A 22,481-nucleotide genomic window follows, 5' to 3' on the forward strand; every position below is an offset into this window, starting at 1 on the left:
TGTATATTTCTATATTATAAAGGTTCATATCAAGCAGAAAATGTCTGTAATCCTATACTTGAATTTAAAACCTGATACTTTCTCTTGAAATCACGAGGGGTTACTTGTTTTAATTCTTTAAATACACGATTAAAACTTGTCAATGAATTAAAACCGGTATCAAAGCACACGTCAGAAATTGATTTATCACCATTAATAAGAAGCTCGCAAGCCTTGCCTATTCGGTATTCATTCAGAAACTGAAAAATCGTTTTATTGGTTCGTGTCTTAAAAAAACGGCACAACGAATTTGGTGTCATGGCTGCTTCATCAGAGATATCTTCCAAAGTAAGCGGACTATTATAATTGCCAGATAAAAAGTCAATTATCCTATTTAATCGATACTCTTCTGAATTATTTGCCGGCAGAGAAAACTCAGGGCTTGCCAAAAGTTCAATTTCTGTTTGTTCTGCCAATATATTTAAAATCTGAAGTAGCAGAATAAACTGCATAGCAACATCCGCATCTGAAATGGATACCAATAAATTATTAACCTGAGCAACTGCTTTATCGTTGAATTTAACTCCACGCTGTGATTCACTTAAAAGCTGTTTTATACGGCTAAATTCAAACATGGACAACAGATTGAACGCAGGATGACTTGTATCAAACTTGATAACAACCGCTTCCAATCCATCTTTCTCTACTTCCTCACTATTTTTCCACAGATGTGGCAAACCTGCACCAACCAGTACCAGGTCACCCATCTCAAATTCAGATAAATTATCACCTACGACTCTTGACCCCTTTCCCCTTAAATAATAGATTAACTCATGCTCATCATGATAATGCCAATTTTGCTCAAAGTGTCGCCGCTTTATTCTTTCTATAGCCACAACACTCTTCTCTTTACTTTTATTGGATTTATATTTAAGCTTCATGTTAATTGGATTTAGGATTCTTCAAATTAAACCGAACTTATTATCTAATTGATCAGAACAAACAATAGAAGAGATAATAGAATAGCCAGTATACCAAACAAGGCATATTTTGTCATTTTAATTCTCCTGATCGCTGCTTGTGCTTCCTTATTATCCATTATTATTGACCTCTTGATTTTACCGTTTGCAAGTTGATTTATTTTATGCTTCGGGCAATACATCGTTTATTCAACTTATGTAATTAAAGGCTTCAACATATCCTGCATCATTTATTCAAATCATGTAGGCAAATCATTCAGAAACATCAGCCTAAGATCTGCCTATCAATAACATAGCTGCAATCAGATAATATTACTCATCATTTTAAAACAAGCACTTATCATCCCCTCATCCTTAAACTAAGGATGATAGCAGAACAGGAAATGCTACCGTCTAAAATAAAATCAAACTGTTGTTTTCGGAGAACATTAACGCCTAGGAGTATATGCTACTAAGTATTCTTATTGCGGTATTCGGTAAGTGTTTCACCATATTGCTCCTTAAAGTTCTTTCTGAAACTTCTTGAATCAAGGTACCCAACTCTTTCGATAATTTCTGAGACAGTTAAATCAGTATCTCTTAGAAGCTGAGCTGCTTTTTTCAGGCGGATTGACTTAATAAAACCAGCTGGTGTTTGATTCGTAGCCTTTCTGATTTTCCGATAAAAAGATGATGAGCTCATGGCTAATTCTTTGGATAGCATATCGGGCGTAAATTCAGGCAATTTCATATGCCTTTCTACTATATTCACCGACTGCTTCAAAAATTTGGCTTCCGCAGAACTAATTTCCTCATTTTCAGCCTCCAGAATAATCTTATTAGCATACTTTTCTTTAAGCATTATTCTTGAAGCAATTAATTGTTTGATCTCTTCCAATAACAATTCAGGGTTAAATGGCTTCCTGACATATGAATCAGCTCCCTTTCTGGATCCAAACAGCTGCTCCCTGTCACTGCCTTTAGCTGTTAGTAAAATCACAGGTATATCAGAGATCAACTGGTTGGTTTTAATCTTTTCACACAACTCATAACCATCCATTCTCGGCATCATAACATCCGATAATACTAAAGCCGGTTTGTACTCAACAGCCTTTTCAAAACCATCGTAACCATCATCAGCCTCAATGATATTGTAATACGTTCCTAGAAACTCCTTTAAGTATTCCCTCAGCTCCTTGTTATCCTCAACAATTAATACGGTGGTACCCTTAGTCCCTTTATTAACTGAAGCTTTTGATACAAAACCATCAGGTGAAACTGGTAATAAGGCTTGTTTATCATGCTTTGTTAATTCATCCGGTGAAAAGTGCTCCTTCCCTTTCTTCAAATAAACAGAAAAGATAACTGGTTTCTTCTCTTCACTTAAAACACTAACTTTTCCTTTATGAAGCTCAGTAAATACTTTAACCAGTTGCAAGCCTATTCCGCTGCTTCCAATGGAACTATTGCCTTTTACCTGGTAGAAACGCTCAAACAGATGCTTGATCTCAGCTCTGGGAATAGCTTTGCCTTCATTGCATATATCAATTTTGTAATACTTGTTATCTTCAGTTACATGCAAAACAACTTTACCATTGGGTTGAACATGCTTGAAAGCATTTGACAGAAGATTTGTTAACACAACTGAAATACGCTCTGAATCTGCATAAACCAAAGTTTCTTTGGCTTGATATAGAACCTTAAACGAAAGTTCTTTTAACTTTGCCAGCTGCTTAAAAGGAAGACTGTTCTCATTGATCAGTTCCTGCAGGTTGCATTCATTGACATTGAGCTCTATTTTACCGGAGTCTATCTTCCTGAACTCAAGCAATTGATTTACCAGATCATACAAACGACTGGTATTCAAATCAATCAGTCGCATGCGATCTTTATAGAAGTTAGCCTTTAGCTCAGAAAAGTCCTTATTTAGCAGCTCTTTTACAGGTGCCAGAATTAAGGTCAGTGGTGTTCTGAATTCATGGGAAATATTGGTAAAGAAGCGCAACTTATAATCGTTCAATTCTTTGATTTGATTTTTTTGCAGACGCTCCACTTCAATGGCATTTTGTAACCGTTCCTGACTAACAACCATGCGTATAATTATAAATACCACCAACAGGATAAAAAACACATAGGCAACAATGGCATATGTACTTTTCCAGGGGGCCGGCAAAACTGTAATTCGAAGCTCTTTATGGTTATTACTCCATATCCCATTACTATTGGTGCCTTTAATTTGCAATTTATAGTCATCGGGCTTCAGGTTGCTGAATGATATTTCACGTTGATTAACCAACTCAATCCAATCTGAATCAGAACCAATCAAACGATAAGCATATTGGTTCTTATCCGGAGATTTATAATCAAGAGATGCGATCTTAAGCGAAAATTCATTTTCCTTATACGATAATGTTATTTCTTCAAGCTCATTGATATTCGATGTTAATAAATGACCATCTCCTACCTGCTGCTCTTTGTTCAATATCTTAAAACCTGATATGACAAGCGGGGGCTGATAGTTATTCCATACAATGTCCTGGGAATCAAAGTAGGTTAATGCAGTATAACCACCGAAATAAATTGTGCCATCTGCACCTTTCCATTGCGCTCCTTCTGAGTATGAATAATCGCCCAAGCCGTCAGCCCTGTCATAATTTAGCACTTGTTTGTTTTCCGGATTCAATGACGAAATACCGACATTAGTTGAACACCATATCAAGCCGCTATTTCCAACCACAATTCCGTTTATATAGTCATCTGCAAGCCCTTTAGCTCTGTTAAAAGTATTAAGAACAGGTGTTCCCGATAAATCTGATTCAAGTTGATGAAGGCTGCAGGGTGTGCCAAACCAGATGCTTCCTTTTTTATCGATTTCCAAACACAACATTATATCACAGGCCAGGGATGTGGAAACTCCCAGATTCTTTAGCGATAAGAAAGCTGAATCAGAGGCATTAAATTGATAGAGTCCATTGTAAGTAGCAAACCACATGTTACCTGATAAATCCTTTCGTATTGCTGTCACCCTGTTATCTCCCAGCATGCCTTCTTTATCACCACCAACAAAATGTTTGATCAGTCGATAATTCGACTCGTTTTTTTGAAAAAGAAACACGCCTCTTTGCTGAGTGCCGATCCAAAGCTTGTTTTCATCAAAGAACAATTGATGAACTTTTCTGATACGCTTAAATTCTTCATCTTGAAAAAACCTGGAAGCAGATAAAAAATGAAAACCTCCAACTGTCTTCTCTATCGTGAAAATTCCCTCCTCAAAACAAACCCACAAATTACCGGCAGGTCCTTTACCAATCGTTTTTACCGTGCCATTTTTCAACATGGGATCTGACCGTACGTTTTGGAATGTTTTATTGTCAGTTGAATAAAAGAGGCCATTGCCATTAGTTCCTATCCAGGTGATACCATTATCATCGGTAAAAACGACATTAATATGACTTATATTCCGTTCACGGGAATCTAATATAGTAACACTATTGAAATTATTTTTTTGTGCAATGCGAACAATACCGGCTTGTGTCGCTAACCATAAATCCCCTATTTGATCTTCGAATATATCTCTTATAACATGATAGTCTACGGGTGCTGATTGAGCATTATCTGGATAAATTTCAACTTTACTGAACAATGCCTTTTCCTTATCGAAAAGATATAAACCTTCTCCCCATGTACCAACCCATAAGCGACCTTTTGTATCATTGAGTAAACTATAGTTTCGGGCATTCTTCGTCAGTTTATTGATATAAACCTCAGATTGTAATGTCTTGAAATTGACTTTCATGAGCTCCTGGGACCATCCCAATGCCCAGATACATTCATTCCTTTCATCCATCGTAATTGAGGTGATACTTTTTCCTCCAAAGTTTACAATTGGCCCATCACCATCAATGTACTTCAAACCAGTACTTGAAGCCACCCAAATCCTGCCATTACCCGTCTCTGCAAAATCCCTGACCTGCCCGGCTTCTTTGTAATGAATAACAGTGTCACGCTTTATACAAACAAGGCCATTACTCCAGGAGCCTATCCAGGTATTTCCTTTACTATCTTCATAGAAGGAAAGTACTCTGCTTAAGCCATATTGACTGGCCTGCTTAATGTCATTAAACGACTCTTTTGAATTAATATACTTTGATGGCCCTCCTGATTTAAGGCCAATGCAGATTTCATCCCTTGAGTTTAAAAACAGGGCTTCAATGGAAGGATTGGATATGCCGGTGGAGTCCTGCTCTGAAGGTTTGTAATGCTTAAACTCATAGCCATCGTAGCGATTTAATCCACCCCGGGTACCGAACCACATAAAACCATATTGATCCTGCACTATGGAGGTTACTTCATTGTGCGATAAACCATCTTTAACAGATAGAAAACTCAACTGGTAATTGTCTGGTGTGGAATAAATTACAAAACAATGTAAAACGATAATTCCCAAGAGTAGTAAACGCATCTTTACCATTATTTTTTCATTCGGCAGTGGTGATTATTCGATCAGAAAGATAAGTAATTACTCTTAAAAATTTTACTAACTGTATCGCGAACAAAAAACATTGTCATCACAACATCAGGTAATCTGAGTGTATACATCTGAAAAAGGTATTTATTTAAAGCTATTGTCATAAATCACCTACTTAATTGAACTCCGCAATCACAAAATATTAAGCCGGCTTAGGAAGATATTATGTTGTAAGAAGTTAAAAAAACAATCTATTTTGTATAGTTGATACACGAACATGCCAATTAATACACTTGCATATTCCCACGCTAATTATAATTCTTTCTCAGAAATTTCCTCTTGTTTCCATTTACATTATTCAAGAGTTCAATCTGGAAGGGGAATAAAAAAAGGAAGGGGAACTAACGCTCCCCTTTTAACCCTTAAAAAACTAACCCTAAAAACAAGTGGTTAACCGACTTGTTACTTTTAATATCTTACGAAATCCTGTTCTTTCATTTCAATTAACATACAAATATAAGTAATTGTTTTTAATCTGATTAAAGGAATCTGTTTTATTTAAGATTCTGCCTTAACCATTCAAACAGACATGTTGCGGCAGCATGTGATACATTCATTGATTTGATAGCCCCCGGCATCGGAACATAAACAGCTTCATCACATCTGGCTAGTATTTCCTCTGAAATGCCATACTTCTCATTACCCAACACTATGGCCATCTTTGCGGGCAATTCATTCTCGTATAAATCACTGGCTCCGTCAACAGTTTCAAGTGCTACAAGGCGATAACTATCGGGAATAACCAGCGTATCGGCCGACTGCCACTCCACCTTTACATGACCCATAGCCGCTCCGGCTGTTTTCTTAACTTTACTCTGACGACACGCTTCACTGCCCAACACAATTACCCTTGATGCATCGACATTAGCTGCCAGACGAATGATACTGCCTATGTTTTCTGGGGTTGAAAAATTATCAGTAACAATAATTATATCACTACCTTCTTTTATTGAGCAGGTATTTGTCTCGTTGAAAAAATATTTTGAGTGCGTTTCAGGCATTTACTTTACACGTTTTAATCCCATCTCCTCACCCTTCTTCAACATCAGTTCAAAAGCTTCATCGTAGTTATTACCAATTTCACCTTCCAGAATGGCCTCTTTAATAATAGCCTTTAAATCACCAATCTCCTTACAGGGCTGAAGGTTAAATGTCTTCATAATGACTTCACCTGTGACCGGTGGCTGAAAATTGCGAATATGATCTTTCTCTTCAATCTCTTTCAGCTTTTGACGTACCACCTTAAAGTTACGCATGTAGCGTTTAACCTTAGCCTCATTCTTCGATGTTATATCAGCCTCACACAAGGTCATTAAGTCATCTATATCATCACCAGCCTCAAATAACAATCGTCGAACGGCTGAATCGCTAACCACATCTTCACTCAATACGATAGGGCGCATGTGCAATCCCACCATTTTCTGAACGTATTTCATCTTTTCATTCAGAGGCAACTTCATTCGCCCAAAAATCTTCGGAATCATCTTCTGACCAATGAAATTGTGATTGTGAAAAGTCCACCCGAGCTTCTTGTCGTATCGCTTCGTGCGTGGTTTGGCAATATCGTGCAATATGGCCGACCAGCGCAGCCAAAGATTATCGGTATTGGGCACAATACGGTCCAAAACCTCTAATGTATGATAGAAATTATCCTTATGAGCACGGCCATCAACCTTATCAACCCCTTTCATAGCCTGAAACTCAGGGAAAATAATCTGCAGCAAACCTGTTAACTCCAATAGTTTAAAGCCGATCGAAGGTCGGTCCGCCATTACTATTTTATTCAGCTCATCGGCAATGCGCTCGCCTGAAACAATATCAATCCTGTCCTTCTGGGTTTTAATGCCCTCAAAGGTCTTTTCTTCAATCCTGAAATTAAGCTGCGTGGCAAAACGAATGGCGCGCATCATACGCAAAGGATCATCTGAAAAGGTCACACCCGGTTCAAGCGGCGTGCGTATTATGCCATTTTCCATATCCTCTATCCCATTGAAGGGATCAACCAGTTCTCCGTAATTGTCCTTATTAAGACTTAATGCCAAAGCATTAATCGTAAAATCACGACGATTCTGATCATCTTCAAGGGTACCATCTTCAACAATGGGCTTCCGTGAATTACGTTGATAAGACTCTTTGCGCGCTCCTACAAATTCCACTTCCAGATCACGGTAGCGCAACATGGCCGTTCCAAAGTTCTTAAAAACATTTAAACGTAAGCCACCTAATTTTTTGGCCACCTGCTCTGCCAACTCAATACCACTACCCAACACCACCACATCAATATCTTTCGACGGACGATTCAGGTACAAATCACGAACAAACCCACCAATTACAAAAGCCGGCCTGTTCATCTCATCACATATATCTCTTATTGTATGAAAAACAGGGTGGTTCAGACTCTTTTCCACCCTTTTACTTGCTTCTTGTATCATATTGCTGATAAAATTACAATAATAATATGGCATTTTGACCATTTTTGGCAGATATAGCTTTTGGCACAGTTGTTGAAATATCCACACATATACATTTCTAGATATCTAGAAATATTTTATTACTTTTGCAGTATTCACAATAAAAAAATAGAAATCATGGTACAACACTTAACCAACGAAACATTTAAAGAAAAAGTTTTTAATTATACGGATAGCAAAGACTGGAAATTTGAAGGAAGCAAACCTGCAGTCATTGATTTTTACGCTGATTGGTGTGGACCTTGTAAAATGGTAAGCCCTATTCTGGACGAGTTATCAGCCGAGTTTGATGGTAAAATAGACATCTATAAAGTAGATACTGAGGCCGAACGTGAACTGGCAGGAGCATTTGGGATCCAAAGTATTCCATCTATTCTGTTTATCCCTAAAGATGGTCAGCCACAAATGGCACAAGGGGCATTGCCAAAAGATACATTCATCCGTGCCTTTAAAGATGTGCTGAAAGTTGAGAAATAATAGCCGGTACGGCTGTTAAAGTCTTGTTAAATCGTGTAACAACATAAACTATTGAGTGAATAACAGAGTTTAAATGAAACATTGTAATAAGTAAAAATATGAAGAAGATATTATTTGTTTTAGGTGGTTTAATCTTAGTAATTGCCAGTGGATTTCAAGTTTACAATTCATCGGCCGATGAGACTAAACAAAGTGAAGGAGAAAACTCTGTTATTTACCTTGATGCAGCCAGTTTTAAGGAAAAGGTATTTAATTACGAAACCAACAAGGAATGGAAGTATGAGGGTGAAGTACCTGCTATTCTTGACTTTTATGCCGACTGGTGTGGACCTTGTAAGATGTTGTCACCTGTATTAGACAAAATTCAAAAGGAGTACAACGGTAAGGTTCAGATCTATAAAATAGACACTGACGACGAAAAGGAATTAGCTGCCACATTCGGGATTCGAAGCTTACCAACAATCGTATTTGTTCCTTTAAAGGGTGATCCGCAAGCTGCAATGGGGTACCGCTCTCAAAGCGATCTGGAAACAATGATTAGTGAAATATTACAAGTTGAGAAGTAATACCAAATGTTTTATTGAATGATTGATAAATAAACTGAATTATTCAGGGCTTCAACAATAAAAATAGAGATATAGCCAATGCTACATTGATATTTTATGAAGAAATTGAAGTTTTAAATAAACAAATTATATCGATCATTTGATGATATTTTTCGTATAATACTCATGATTAGATAATGGATTGAAAGCCGAAGATATTTTCTTCGGCTTTTGTTTGTTTATAAGTTATATTTTCATTTACCTTTGATCCATCAATTATTCGGGGTGCCTTAAAACACAGGCTGAGATTACACCCATTGAACCTGATGCAGGTAATGCTGTCGCAGGGATATGAATGACTCTCCACAGGCTTCCCGTACAATTTAATAAGACAATGAACATCTTAATTAATGGGCAAGCTACAGACATGCCCGACAATTCTACAATCACCGATGTGCTGCAGCACATTGAACAATACCAGAAAGGTGGTATTGCCGTTGCCGTTAATGATATGGTTGTTCCTAAAGGCAAATGGGGCAACTCGCAGGTAACTGATGGCGACAAAATTCTGATTATTAAAGCAAGCCAGGGCGGCTAATTCATATCCACACAACTTATGACGAAAAGTAAAATATCTCAGGAAGGTCTGACCACTGGTCCTTTTCCTAATTCAAGAAAAATTTATGAGAAAGGTTCAATTCATAATATTGAAGTCCCTCACAGAAGCATTGAATTAAGCGACACAAAAACCAGTGAAGGTGAGCTGATTAAAAACCCACCGATAACCGTTTATGATACAAGTGGTCCATATACCGATCCTGACTACAAGGTTGATCTGGAAAAAGGATTACCTAAAATTCGTGAGCAATGGATCAGGGAGCGTGGTGATGTTGAGGAGTTGCAGCAGTTAAGCTCTGAATACGGGCAAATGCGTCTGGCCGACACTAATCTTGACCATTTGCGGTTTGACCATGTCAGCTCGCAACCATTGAGGGCTAAAGATGGTAAATGTGTTACTCAGTACTTTTATGCCAGCCAGGGTATTATCACGCCAGAAATGGAATATGTTGCCATTCGTGAAAACCAGCAATTACAGCAGGTAAAAGATAAATACCGCCAACACCGTGGCGAATGTTTTGGAGCTCAAATACCAGCAAAAGAGGTAACACCTGAATTCGTTCGTGACGAGATTGCCGCGGGAAGAGCGATCATTCCATGTAATATTAACCACCCTGAGGCAGAGCCTATGATCATTGGTCGTAACTTTTTGGTAAAGATCAATGCCAACATTGGTAACTCACCAACTACATCATCCATCGAAGAGGAAGTGGAAAAAGCCGTCTGGGCCGTTCGCTGGGGTGCCGACACCATCATGGATCTTTCCACTGGTGATAACATCCATGAAACACGCGAATGGATCGTTCGCAACTCACCGGTTCCGGTTGGAACTGTACCATTGTACCAGGCGCTTGAGAAAGTTAATGGTGATGTTGAGAAGCTAACCTGGGAAATTTATCGGGATACCCTGATAGAGCAGGCTGAACAGGGAGTAAGCTACTTTACCATACATGCCGGTTTGTTATGGAAGCACATTCCATCAACTATTCATCGTGTAACCGGTATTGTTTCACGTGGTGGTTCAATCATGGCCAAATGGATGCTATACCACCACAAGGAAAATTTCCTCTACACGCACTTTGATGAGATATGTGACATACTGGCAGCCTATGATGTTGGGGTGTCTTTAGGCGACGGGCTTCGTCCTGGTTCTATTGCCGATGCCAATGACCGTGCTCAATTTGGGGAATTAGAGGCTCTTGGAGAATTAACACAGATAGCCCGTGATAAATATGTTCAGGTCATTATTGAAGGACCGGGTCACGTGCCTATGCAGGGTATTAAAGAAAACATGGATCTGCAGTTGAAGCACTGTAAAGAAGCGCCTTTCTATACCTTAGGACCTTTAACTACCGATATCGCACCGGGCTATGATCACATTACATCAGCCATTGGTGGTTCAATGATCGCATGGCAGGGTACAGCCATGCTTTGCTATGTAACACCAAAAGAGCATTTGGGCTTACCCGACAAGCATGATGTTAAGGTGGGCGTTATAACCTACAAACTGGCAGCACATGCTGCTGATGTGGCAAAAGGATTCCCGGGTGCCCAGTTCAGAGACTACGCTATGAGTAAGGCTCGTTTCGAATTCAGGTGGAAGGATCAGTTTTCTTTGGCACTGGATCCGGAAACGGCCATGCAGTACCATGATAAAACGCTGCCTGATGAAGGTTATAAGTCATCACACTTCTGCTCCATGTGTGGAGAGAAATTTTGCTCTATGAAAAGCACCATGGAAGTGAGAGACTTAGCAAAAAAGTTAGAAGATAAGAAAGAATTATTCAAAGAATCGGGCGGAGAGTTATATATGTAACGAATAACACTTATTTTTGTGCTAGATTAAAACTAAACTTTATGAAGCCAATTGTAATTTGTTACCCAACAAAACTCGACAAAGAAGTAGAAGCTATTAATGCGATGTTTGAGGCCGGTTTGGAAGTGTTACACGTTCGCAAACCTGCCTACAGCGAGGCTGATATGGTAGCTTTTATTAATTCAATAGATGCGAAGTATCACAACAAGATCGCTCTTCACAGCAATCTGCATTTAGTTGAATTAAAAGGCCTGCGTGGTGTTCACTTCACATCATACAATCGCCATTTAATCGACGACTATAGTGATAAAGCATTACCGAAGAGTATTTCGGTTCACTCAATGAGTGAATTGATTAACCTTAGTGAATCATTTAACTATGCATTGCTAAGCCCGGTATTTGAAAGTATTTCAAAAGAAGGATATGGTCCGGCTATTGATCAGTCGGTGTTGAAGAATTATTTAAAGAAGAATCACGAAGTGCCTGTTCTGGCTCTTGGAGGCATCGACCATAAAAATGTGGATGTTGCCAAAGAGTTGGGCTTCGATGGCGTGGCTTTACACGGTCACCTGTGGGCGCAATTTGAAAAAGATGGTGACATCAATGGCGTTGTTGAACGTTTCAAAGAGGTCACTGAAAAATGGACCTAAAAAATGAATGAAAGACCTTATGTCCTGAGCATTGCCGGATTTGACCCCAGCAGTGGCGCAGGTGTTACAAGTGACATAAAAACGTTTGAACAGCATGAGGTCTGCGGCTTAGGAGTTGTTACAGCCATTACCTACCAAAACGAATCAAGTTTTGCAGGTGTTAGTTGGTTACCCTTCAAGGACATTGAACAACAACTAATTGTATTAGCTGAGAAATACACGCCTAAAGCCATCAAAATTGGGTTGATAGAATCAGAAACGATTCTGATACAAATACTGGACTGGATAAAAAAATACTGGCCGGAGTCTTTTATCGTATGGGACCCCATACTTAAAGCCTCCGCCGGCTTTCCTTTCCACTCCAACCTTCACAATACCATAGAAAAGATAGTGAGCAACACCATTAATTTGCTCACGCCCAACCTTCCGGAATACAAACAGCTTTTTGGTACACAAGCACCAGTTGATATCGTTAACAAGCTACAAACTTCTGTGCTTATTAAAGGCGGGCATCAAAGTGGCGATGAAGTATGTGATAATCTGTACACACCGGGAAATAAAGAGTGCTTTCAAGTAAAATCGCAAAAGATAAAAGGCGATTTACAAAAGCATGGTACAGGCTGTATATTATCATCGGCCATCGTTGCTGAAATAGCTAAAGGAAGTACTCTGCCTGCCGCCTGTTCAAAAGCACATTTTTACGTTAAAAAAGTAATTGGCAGTAACAACTCACTTTTGGGTTACCACCACAATATTATAGATTAAACAATCGGCTATGAATAAAAAATCCATATCCCGTCTCCAATTTATTACCTCTCCTTCAAAACAAAGCTACATGGAGCAAATACAAACGGTAGTGATGGGAGGTGCCAACTGGATACAACTTCGTATGAAGGACGATCCGATGGAAGAAATTGAAAAAACAGCTATCGAAGCATTGAGCTTCTGCATGGATAATGGTGCCACTTTTATCATGAATGACCATGTCGAAATAGCAGCTAAAATTGGCGCAGATGGCGTTCACCTGGGAAAAAACGATATGTCGCCTGCTATGGCACGTGACATACTTGGTCCACAAGCAATTATCGGTGGTACCGCCAATACTTTTGAAGATATAAAACGCCTGGTTAATGAAGGTGTTGATTACATCGGACTAGGTCCGTTCCGCTTTACCGAGACAAAGAAAAACCTAAGTCCTGTTTTAGGTACAGAAGGCTATAAAGCCATTTTAGACCAGTGTAAAGTTGCAGGAATTAACATTCCTGTTATTGCCATTGGAGGACTGGTACCCGAAGATTTTGAGGCCTTATTTACTACTGGTGTTCATGGTGTGGCCATCTCATCTTACATCACTAAAAACGAACAACCAGGAGCTGTAACGCTTGACTTACTGCAGAAGATAGGCAAACTAAGCTCGGCCAACTGGACAAAGTTTCACTGATAGAAAGCAGAAAATTAAAAGTCCGCAGAAAACAGACAATAAAAATAATATCATATAAGCTGGCGGCCTCGCCGGATAGATGACGAAGGCTAATAGCTAAAAGCTCTAAAATATGACTCCACTTAAATTAGGCGATAAAGTCTTTCAATCACGATTATTTACAGGTACAGGTAAATTTGCTTCGAATCAACTGATGCAGGATGCGATTGAAATCAGTGAATCAGAATTGGTAACGGTAGCGCTACGTCGTGTTGAGATGAACAACCAGAAAGATGACATATTGCAACACCTCAAACACCAACGCATTAATTTACTGCCTAATACGTCGGGTGTGCGAACGGCTAAAGAAGCTGTGTTTGCAGCTCAGCTGGCACGTGAAGCTTTAGACACAAACTGGCTGAAACTGGAAATACATCCCGATCCGAAATATTTGTTACCCGACCCCATAGAAACACTTAAGGCTGCTGAAGAATTAGTGAAACTTGGTTTTATTGTATTGCCTTATGTCCAGGCCGATCCTGTTTTATGTAAACGCCTAGAAGAAGTGGGTACAGCGGCGGTCATGCCACTGGGGGCTCCTATTGGATCGAACCAGGGCTTACAAACCAAAGAAATGTTGCGCATCATTATTGAGCAAAGCCAGGTGCCTGTAGTTGTTGACGCAGGTATTGGTGCACCATCACATGCCGCTGATGCCATGGAAATGGGTGCAGATGCAGTTTTAGTTAATACAGCCATCGCCGTTTCTCCCAATCCTGTTGAGATGGGTAAAGCATTTAAACTGGCTGTTGAGGCTGGTCGTATGGCCTATGAAGCCAAACTGGCAACAAAATCGATGGGTGCCGAGGCATCAAGCCCCCTGACTGCTTTCTTAGATGAATTATAGAAAATCGTTACACCTAGTAATCAGGCTTCAGACTTCGGTCTTTGGTCTCACGATATAAAAGAATGAAAACATTTGAACAGGTTCACGCTTCACATAACTGGGAAGCTACAACACAATCAATATATAATAAGACAGCTGCGGATGTTGAGCTGGCTTTAAACTCTGCTAATCCGGACCTCGAGGATTTTAAAGCACTTATTTCACCGGCAGCTGAAGCCTGCCTGGAGCAGATGGCTGTTAAGAGTCGTGCCATCACCCAACGTCGTTTTGGAAAAACCATTCAGCTATATATTCCGCTATACCTGTCAAATGCCTGTGCCAACTCATGCACCTATTGCGGTTTCAATCATGAGAATGATATCACCCGTATTACATTGAATAAAGAGCAGGTTCTGCAAGAAATTGAGGTCATCAAAAACATGGGCTTTCAGCACTTACTGCTTGTCACAGGTGAACATCCCAAAGACTGCGGATATGACTATCTTAAGGAGATGGTGGAGTTGGTTAAACCACATTTCGCATCTGTTTCAATAGAGGTTCAGCCCATGAAGCAGGAGGAGTATGAAGGTCTGATTCAACTTGGCCTGCACACTGTTTATGTATACCAGGAAACCTATCACAAAGCGCATTATAAAACCTATCATCCACGCGGTAAGAAGTCTGACTTCCCCTATCGTTTGGAAACTCCTGAACGACTTGGGAAAGCAGGTATACGTAAGGTAGGTATCGGCTGCCTGCTGGGGCTTGAAGACTGGCGCACCGATTCATTCTTTACTGCGCTGCACCTCGATTACCTTGAGAAAACCTACTGGAGGACCAAATACAGTATTTCCTTCCCTCGCCTGCGACCACATGTAGGCTCGTTTCAACCTAATTGTGAAGTAAGTGACAAGCAGCTGGCACAATTGATAATGGCCTACCGAATTTTTAATCCTGATGTTGACTTGTCTTTATCAACCAGGGAAAGCAAAAAATTCAGGAACCACATGCTTCAATTGGGTGTGACAGCCATGAGTGCAGGCTCTAAAACCGAGCCGGGAGGTTATGCTGTTTACAACAAGGCACTGGAGCAGTTTTCAGTGAATGATGATCGCAGTCCTGAAGCTATTTGCCAGATGATTAAAGATGGCGGCTATGAGCCTGTTTGGAAAGACTGGGATGATTGTATGGGATAGGTAAATGGTGCATGGAGTATAGTGCTTAGTGAATGGTGCTTAGTGCAAGTTGAATGGAGCTTAGTGTATTAGCACACTCACCTCTCACTACTCACCTCTTAACACATTTGCCTTTCTATTTGAAAATAAATATCTTGACATATGACTTATGTCAATTAAGACAAAAAGGTCTCTATTTTCTTTGATAATAACATTCGGGTGTATACATTTGCGCCCGATTCCAATGGGGTGCCTGCTACAGGCTGAGATTATACCCTTCGAACCTGGCCGGGTAATGCCGACAAGGGAACAAGTTATCTCCTATGACATCTCATTGCGGTATTAAATAATTTAAAGTAATTACTTAAACTGCGAATTTAAAATGAAGAAGTTTTATTCGATTGTAATGGCGGCTATGTTATGTTTTAGCGCCTTTGCACAAAACACTTACAATGGTCGCGTAACTGACGAAAGTGGCGAGGCACTTGTGGGTGTTAATGTCATTGTTAAACACTCCTACAAGGGTACCATCACCAATACGGATGGTCGGTTTTCCATCTCCGGTAAGGCAGACAATGCTGTACTTGTATTCTCATATGTTGGTTATGAAACACAGGAAGTAAAAGCCTCGGCTGATATGAGCGTTCAAATGGAAACATCAGCTGTATTAACCGATGAGATTATTGTTTCAGCTATCCGTGCCAGCAAAAATGTTCCTGTGGCTGCTTCTGAAATGACTTCAGAAGAAATTCAGAAGCAGAACTTTGGGCAGGACCTGCCATTTTTACTGAACCAGATGCCGAGTGTGGTGACAAACTCAGATGCCGGTGCAGGTGTTGGTTATACCGGCTTACGCATTCGCGGAGCCGATATAACACGTATCAATGTAACTGTAAATGGTATCCCGATGAATGATGCAGAGTCTCAAGGTGTCTTTTGGGTAAACATGCCCGACTTTGCTGCATCTGTTGACAAGGTACAGGTACAGCGAGGTGTCGGAACTTCAACCAATGGAGCAGCGTCATTTGGTGCATCCATTAACCTGAACACACTCAACTCTGCGGCAGAAACAATGGCCTTTATAGATAACAGCTATGGCTCATACAACACCATGAAAAACTCGGTGGCAGTGTCAACAGGCTTATTGAAAAACAATATGGCTTTCGATGTTCGCTTATCACGTATTAATTCTGATGGATTTATCGACCGTGCTACCTCCGATTTAAAATCCTATTATTTCTCAGGAGGATATTATGGCGAAAAATCAACTCTTAAGTTTATCACATTCTCAGGCGAAGAAAAAACCTACCAGGCATGGTATGGTGTACCAAAGGTAAAGCTTGAAAATGACCAGGCCGGCATGGAAAAACTGGTCATGATGGATGGATGGACAGATGCTGAAGCTGAGAACCTGTATACGTCTGATGCACGTACATTCAATAAGTACCTGTATGATAATCAAACAGATAATTACCAGCAGGATCATTACCAGCTGCATTACACCCACCAGGCAGGTGACTACTGGCAACTAACTGCAGCACAGCATTATACCAAAGGCGAAGGCTACTACGAATCGTATAAGAACGGACGTAAATTTAAGGACTATAATGTTGGCTTTGAATCCATTGATATCAATGGTGAAACCATTGAAAAAACAGATTTGATTCAGCGTAAATGGTTGGATAATGACTTTTACGGAGGTACTTTCTCTGGTATCTACACCACTGACAAACTGGAATTGATCATCGGTGGCGCCTATAATGAGTATGATGGCGACCACTTCGGTAATGTCATCTGGAGCCAGTATAATAATGGTATTCCTCATAATCACCAGTGGTACTTCAATACCGGCAGGAAAAAAGATTTTAACAGCTACATTAAAGCCACCTGGGCGCTCATGGATAACTTGTGGTTATATGGTGATATCCAGTATCGAAATGTTAATTTTTCAATGACTGGTGAACACGATGATAACTCTGATCTGACACAATCTTACAGCTTCGATTTTGTTAATCCTAAAATGGGTATCAACTATAAACTGAATCAAAATCAAAGGGTGTTCGCCTCATTTGCCGTAGCACAGCGCGAACCAACCAGAAGCGATTTCAGAGATGCTCCTGCTGATCGCAAGCCGGAGCCTGAGACACTGTACGACTGGGAGCTGGGTTATGAATACAATAGCAATAAAGCCTTTGTTAATGTGAATGGTTTTTACATGCTTTACAAAGATCAATTGGTCCAGACAGGCGAAATCAATGATGTTGGTGCTGCCATAATGGTCAACGTTCCTGATAGTTACCGTGCTGGTGTTGAGATTGAAGGTGGTGTGCTGATTACTTCCAACTTTAACTGGACTGGAAACATCGCATTATCGGCCAATAAAATAAAGAATTACACAGAGTATGTAGACAACTGGAGCTACTGGGATGATCCGGAAAATGAGCCTTATCAGTACGTGACTGAATTGGGAGAAACTGATATTGCCTTCTCTCCTTCTGTTACAGCTGCGAGCCAGTTTAACTTTATGCCGGCACAAGGGTTGACACTCTCTTTATTAAGCAAATATGTAGGCGACCAGTACATTGATAATACATCAAATGATGAGCGTATGCTGGATGCATGGCTGGTTAATGACATACTTGTTAACTATGATTTTACCATTTCGTCTGTCGGTGATTTCAACCTGGGCATTAAATTCAACAACATATTTGATGAAGAGTACGAATCAAATGCATGGGTATACCGCTACTACTATGCAGGTGAGCACGATGTACTGGATGGATACTTCCCGCAAGCAGGAAGAAATGTTATGGTTCGATTGGGTATGAAGTTCTAAAAAAGGAAATAATTGATACCATAGAGGCTGTCCGAAAATAAAATGGTTCTCATAAAGAACGCAAATAAGAAAGAACGCAAAGTTCGCAAAGTATAATGGACCCAGAATTTGGTTGTGATCCATTATACTTTGCGGTCTTTGTGTACTCTCTTAGCGACCTTTCCGTGAAGCTTACATTTCTGACAGCCTCTTCTTATTTCCCATTTAAAAATCAATTAATGATACCACATTAGTATAGGCTGCATCACAATAAAGCAGGTAACTCGAACTTAAATTGCCAATAACTTCCTTTAACCGGGCTTCATCAATGCCGGCAAACTGACCTCTTGCCTGTTCAAGAAGCTCCTCAAAACCGCTTACTTTTCTACTGCTTGCTTTCAGTACAAAAGCATATTCCGGCTCACCAAAAACAATGTTTTCTATCTCGCTTCCATCGCAATACTCCGTGTAATAATACACGCCATTGTGTTCTTGCATCGTGTAACTAAAACGATGTTCCTTGTAGTGATTTTCAGCTGCTTCAAGCCTGTCCCACTCACGGGCGTTGGCAGGTACATTGCGCTGATAGCGGAATAGATGAAAACGCTCGCTGTTATTTGAGAAAACAGGCGGCAATAAATAAGATAACTCATCTACATTGTAATGCCCAAGCTCAGTATCAGACATCAACTTATAATACTTCGACATCGATGACAGCACAAGTGTCACGTAATTATGCGAAAACTCCACAATGGAATGATTATAGAAGAATCGAAGAAAATGAAGATTATCCATGCATTCCTGTACATCTTCTTCTGTTTCTCCCGGCACATGCTTAATTACATTCACGTAGGGGTAAATACCGTTTTTTAATGCATGCTTAATAAATTGAACATTATCAGAAAACGTATTACTCTTATTCATTTTCTTCAGCAGCTTATCCGATAAACCGTCATAACCAATAAAGAGGTTTTTAAAACCTGCAATGGCCATCTTCTGCATAAGCTCATCTGAGTAATATTGGTTGGGAATAATTTCGGCCCAAAAAGAAAAATCTTCTTCAGTCTTATATTTAAGGTCGATGAGCAGATCGAGAAGTGATTCAAAGTGCTTCAGACTTCCAAAGGTATCACTGTCAACAAAAGTGAAGGTAGTGAGTCCATGTTGTTCATTGATGGCCGCTATCTCATTCACCACACACTGCGGACTGCGGGCGCGCAACTTATATCCCTTATTAAAATCGCAGAAGTTACAACGGTGCCAGTGACATGAACGAATGGAATTGATGGGAATACTTATCTGCTCCCTATCCTCCTTGTCAGGAAAGGCTTCCAGGTAATCACTGTAATCAGGATATATATAAGCCTCAAAATCAAGATACTCACTTTTAGTTTGCTCCGACTGTTTAATACTGTTCCCTTCACGATAAAACAAGCGGGGAACGTCTGCTAAGTTGCTACCTTCATCTATTAATTGTTTCGCCAGTTCCAATAAGGGATACTCACCTTCTCCCCAGCTTGCATAATCGAATGCCGAACAAAGTTTCAAGGCCTCATGTGCCACTTCATCACTACCAAAGCCGCCAACGACCACTTTCACATGAGGGGCAATCCTTTTTAATTCCTGAGCCAGAATAATGCCTGGTATCCATTGGTTAAACTTGGCAGTGATACCAAAAAGCTTGATTTCACTAAAGTCAATTGCCTTTAGGCCTTCACGTATACAAGAAATAATCTCCTGCTTTGAATCTTCTATAAACTCTGAATAATAGTGAACATCAGTACTTAGGTAATCAGTATTTAATGCTTTTAGTTTGGACTCAATGCGTTTGTTGCCCATACCATTGCCATATTCATCATTGACAATCGATATGAATGGTAGCAAACGATCCTCTGTATCTTCACTATCGGTGAAAGCCCTCATTACCGAAAGGTCAAAATTCCAGTACTTGATGTCTGTTTCTATGCCATTGACTGTCATAAACTTTTTCAGAACAGACAATGAAATAGAAGGACTATAAATATCAGCAGGCGGTAAACAGTTTAAAAGAATCTTCATATGGTAATTAATATGATACTGGCATTTTTGAATAATTGTGCAAAGGTAGATAATTATAAAGTAAGAGGTGCCGGCATCTGTGAAAGCATTTGGAAAGATGTTTAACAATCCACACTTTCATTTCATGACCTCATATTGCTGCTTCGTGCAAAAGATTTGTCGTTTTTTGTATCGCGCACGACATTAATACAATAACATTCCTATATTTGTATCGCACACGACATATATTTACAATATGAAAATAACAAACTATTTAAAAACAGCATTAAGAATAGTATTAGGATTAGCCTTGTGTTATGCAGGAACAGGGCACCTATTTTGGCTAAGGCAGGAGTTTACAGCACAGGTACCTCACTGGGTACCACTAAGCACTGACCTCGTTGTGGTTTTGTCGGGTATCGTTGAAATTTTACTGGGATTATCCCTTATCCTGCTTCCAAAATTCAAACAGTATACCGGGATCATGACGGCCTTGTTTTTTATTGCCATCTTTCCTGGGAATATTTCGCAATATATCAATGAAATAGATGCTTTTGGCCTGAATAGCGACCAGGCACGATTATCCAGGCTGTTTTTCCAACCATTACTGGTAGTTTGGGCAATATGGTCAACAAACGCCTGGCAAAAAATCAAAAATAAATAGATAATTATTACTAAACCGATAAAATGATGAATACTAATTTTCACCAGTTTGAAGCTGACAGCCTGCAAGGCAAAAGCATTAAAATGAGCGATTACAATGGTAAAACAGTACTGGTTGTAAATACGGCAAGTAAGTGTGGACTTACTCCTCAGTACGAAGGTCTGGAAGCACTCTATCAAAAGTACAAAGACAAAGGCCTGGTTATATTGGGTTTTCCCTGCAACCAGTTTGGGAACCAGGAACCGGGCGACGCGAAATCAATATCGGAAGGATGCCTTATTAATTATGGGGTGAGTTTCCCAATGTTTGCGAAAGTAAATGTCAATGGCGAGCAGGCGCACCCGTTATTTAAATACCTGAAGAGCGAACTTGGCGGGCTGTTTGGCAGTAAAATCAAATGGAATTTCACCAAATTTTTAATTGATGCCGAAGGAAAGCCCCTTAAACGTTTTGCCCCTATCACTAAACCCGAAAAAATAGATCAATACTTGTCTGATATTTTAGATTAGTTTTGTAGTGGTTGAAGTCAGGATAAATATTTTTCGCCAAGAACGCAGATTAAGACAATCGCAAAGAACGTAAAGTCATAAAAGTGAGCCTTCTATAATTTGCGGGCTTTGCGCAATTCTTTCCTGTCTTTGCATGGAATATAAATTCAGCACAGCCCCCTTAAATAATAAAATAATAATGGCATACGAACAATTAAAATTGGAAAATCAGCTCTGCTTTCCTGTTTATGCTGCATCCCGGTTAATCACCAGGGAGTATCAACCGCATCTAGACAGGCTCGGCATCACCTATCCTCAATACCTCGTATTTATGTTATTATGGGAAAAGGATGAACGAAGTGTTAATGAAATAACGCAAAAACTCATTCTTAACACCAATACTGTTACGCCACTTCTTAAAAGAATGGAGAAGCAAGGTTTTATCACCCGAAGCAGATCACCCGAAGATTCGCGCAAAGTAATCATAAAACTTAGTTCTAAGGGTCTGAACCTGCAGGAAGAGGCAGCCCTTATACCAGAATCACTGGTAAAGAAGATTGCCGGTGAAAACATTGATATGGATGCTCTAAAACGATTAAAAAAGGACCTGGATCAGCTCATTGATCTACTTAACAAATAGATAAAGGAGACTTCACCCCTCTAAACTGCCTTCTGTTTTATTATTTTAGGTTTGGGGAGATTAACGGAAATTTTAGTTTCTCCGTTGATGAAAAGTTTAATAATAGTATAGCTGTATGTCAGGCTGAATTGAAAATCGACGCAGTCAAAGCCTGATACATCAAAACTTGGGGCAACGCCTTTTAGTGTTCGAAAAGAAGTTTTATAAACGTATAGATCTATGCATCATGTAAATCAGCTCTCCTCCTTACAAAAAGGAGGAGTCCGGTGAGGTACGAACCGGGAGGTGGTTTTAGAAACTTTTGTAACAATTT

General features: G+C 39.8%; 18 protein-coding genes and 1 riboswitch. Of the genes, 13 read left to right on the forward strand and 5 right to left on the reverse strand.

Annotated features, from left to right (window positions below; translation table 11 throughout):
* Positions 1-29: 29 nt before the first annotated feature.
* From ACRD69_RS10225 to ACRD69_RS10240, 4 genes are all read right to left on the reverse strand, one after another.
* A complete protein-coding gene (locus ACRD69_RS10225) occupies positions 30-920 on the reverse strand; it encodes an AraC family transcriptional regulator (RefSeq protein ID WP_430814982.1) in 891 nt (296 codons plus the stop codon).
* Positions 921-1,410: 490 nt separating this feature from the next.
* Complete coding sequence (locus ACRD69_RS10230) at positions 1,411-5,400, reverse strand: hybrid sensor histidine kinase/response regulator transcription factor (RefSeq protein ID WP_430814983.1); 3,990 nt, start codon at positions 5,398-5,400, stop codon at positions 1,411-1,413.
* Positions 5,401-5,960: 560 nt separating this feature from the next.
* Positions 5,961-6,467, reverse strand: coding sequence for a TrmH family RNA methyltransferase (locus ACRD69_RS10235; protein WP_430814984.1), 507 nt, complete (start codon positions 6,465-6,467; stop codon positions 5,961-5,963).
* On the reverse strand, positions 6,468-7,931 hold the full coding sequence (locus ACRD69_RS10240; RefSeq protein ID WP_430814985.1) for a CCA tRNA nucleotidyltransferase: 1,464 nt from the start codon (positions 7,929-7,931) through the stop codon (positions 6,468-6,470). It abuts the gene before it with no gap.
* Between the two features lie 123 nt (positions 7,932-8,054).
* Between ACRD69_RS10240 and trxA (ACRD69_RS10245) the strand changes: the two genes are divergently transcribed.
* The 10 genes from trxA (ACRD69_RS10245) (at position 8,055) to ACRD69_RS10290 (ending at position 18,360) form a co-directional block, all read left to right on the forward strand.
* Positions 8,055-8,414 (forward strand): thioredoxin, encoded by a 360-nt coding sequence (trxA, locus tag ACRD69_RS10245; protein ID WP_430814986.1) that lies wholly within the window; start codon positions 8,055-8,057, stop codon positions 8,412-8,414.
* 98 nt (positions 8,415-8,512) lie between these two features.
* Entirely contained in the window at positions 8,513-8,980 is a 468-nt protein-coding gene (gene trxA, locus ACRD69_RS10250; RefSeq protein ID WP_430814987.1) for a thioredoxin, read from the forward strand.
* Between the two features lie 250 nt (positions 8,981-9,230).
* Positions 9,231-9,326: riboswitch (TPP riboswitch) on the forward strand.
* A gap of 27 nt (positions 9,327-9,353) precedes the next feature.
* The gene (gene thiS, locus ACRD69_RS10255) at positions 9,354-9,557 is read left to right on the forward strand and encodes a sulfur carrier protein ThiS (protein ID WP_430814988.1); all 204 of its coding nucleotides are present in this window, start codon (positions 9,354-9,356) and stop codon (positions 9,555-9,557) included.
* 18 nt (positions 9,558-9,575) lie between these two features.
* Positions 9,576-11,393, forward strand: coding sequence for a phosphomethylpyrimidine synthase ThiC (thiC, locus tag ACRD69_RS10260; RefSeq protein ID WP_430814989.1), 1,818 nt, complete (start codon positions 9,576-9,578; stop codon positions 11,391-11,393).
* A 41-nt stretch (positions 11,394-11,434) separates the two neighbouring features.
* Positions 11,435-12,043, forward strand: coding sequence for a thiamine phosphate synthase (locus ACRD69_RS10265; protein ID WP_430814990.1), 609 nt, complete (start codon positions 11,435-11,437; stop codon positions 12,041-12,043).
* A 3-nt stretch (positions 12,044-12,046) separates the two neighbouring features.
* Complete coding sequence (locus ACRD69_RS10270; RefSeq protein ID WP_430814991.1) at positions 12,047-12,808, forward strand: hydroxymethylpyrimidine/phosphomethylpyrimidine kinase; 762 nt, start codon at positions 12,047-12,049, stop codon at positions 12,806-12,808.
* Between the two features lie 10 nt (positions 12,809-12,818).
* Entirely contained in the window at positions 12,819-13,484 is a 666-nt protein-coding gene (locus ACRD69_RS10275) for a thiamine phosphate synthase (RefSeq protein WP_430814992.1), read from the forward strand.
* 112 nt (positions 13,485-13,596) lie between these two features.
* The gene (locus ACRD69_RS10280) at positions 13,597-14,370 is read left to right on the forward strand and encodes a thiazole synthase (protein ID WP_430814993.1); all 774 of its coding nucleotides are present in this window, start codon (positions 13,597-13,599) and stop codon (positions 14,368-14,370) included.
* Positions 14,371-14,432: 62 nt separating this feature from the next.
* Complete coding sequence (gene thiH, locus ACRD69_RS10285) at positions 14,433-15,545, forward strand: 2-iminoacetate synthase ThiH (protein WP_430814994.1); 1,113 nt, start codon at positions 14,433-14,435, stop codon at positions 15,543-15,545.
* Positions 15,546-15,906: 361 nt separating this feature from the next.
* Positions 15,907-18,360 (forward strand): TonB-dependent receptor, encoded by a 2,454-nt coding sequence (locus tag ACRD69_RS10290; RefSeq protein ID WP_430814995.1) that lies wholly within the window; start codon positions 15,907-15,909, stop codon positions 18,358-18,360.
* Positions 18,361-18,564: 204 nt separating this feature from the next.
* Here ACRD69_RS10290 and ACRD69_RS10295 read toward each other — a convergent pair whose 3' ends face one another.
* Positions 18,565-20,397 carry a radical SAM protein gene (locus tag ACRD69_RS10295; protein WP_430814996.1) on the reverse strand — a complete coding sequence of 611 codons (1,833 nt, stop codon included), beginning with the start codon at positions 20,395-20,397 and terminating at the stop codon, positions 18,565-18,567.
* A gap of 235 nt (positions 20,398-20,632) precedes the next feature.
* On the opposite strand from ACRD69_RS10295, the gene ACRD69_RS10300 reads away from it, so the two are divergent.
* From ACRD69_RS10300 to ACRD69_RS10310, 3 genes are all read left to right on the forward strand, one after another.
* Entirely contained in the window at positions 20,633-21,040 is a 408-nt protein-coding gene (locus ACRD69_RS10300) for a DoxX family protein (protein ID WP_430814997.1), read from the forward strand.
* A 26-nt stretch (positions 21,041-21,066) separates the two neighbouring features.
* Positions 21,067-21,549, forward strand: coding sequence for a glutathione peroxidase (locus ACRD69_RS10305; RefSeq protein ID WP_430814998.1), 483 nt, complete (start codon positions 21,067-21,069; stop codon positions 21,547-21,549).
* A 178-nt stretch (positions 21,550-21,727) separates the two neighbouring features.
* Positions 21,728-22,168, forward strand: coding sequence for a MarR family winged helix-turn-helix transcriptional regulator (locus ACRD69_RS10310; RefSeq protein ID WP_430814999.1), 441 nt, complete (start codon positions 21,728-21,730; stop codon positions 22,166-22,168).
* The last annotated feature ends 313 nt before the right edge of the window (positions 22,169-22,481 follow it).

Origin of the sequence: Carboxylicivirga agarovorans (genome assembly GCF_050589845.1) — a bacterium.
Classification (GTDB): domain Bacteria; phylum Bacteroidota; class Bacteroidia; order Bacteroidales; family Marinilabiliaceae; genus Carboxylicivirga; species Carboxylicivirga agarovorans.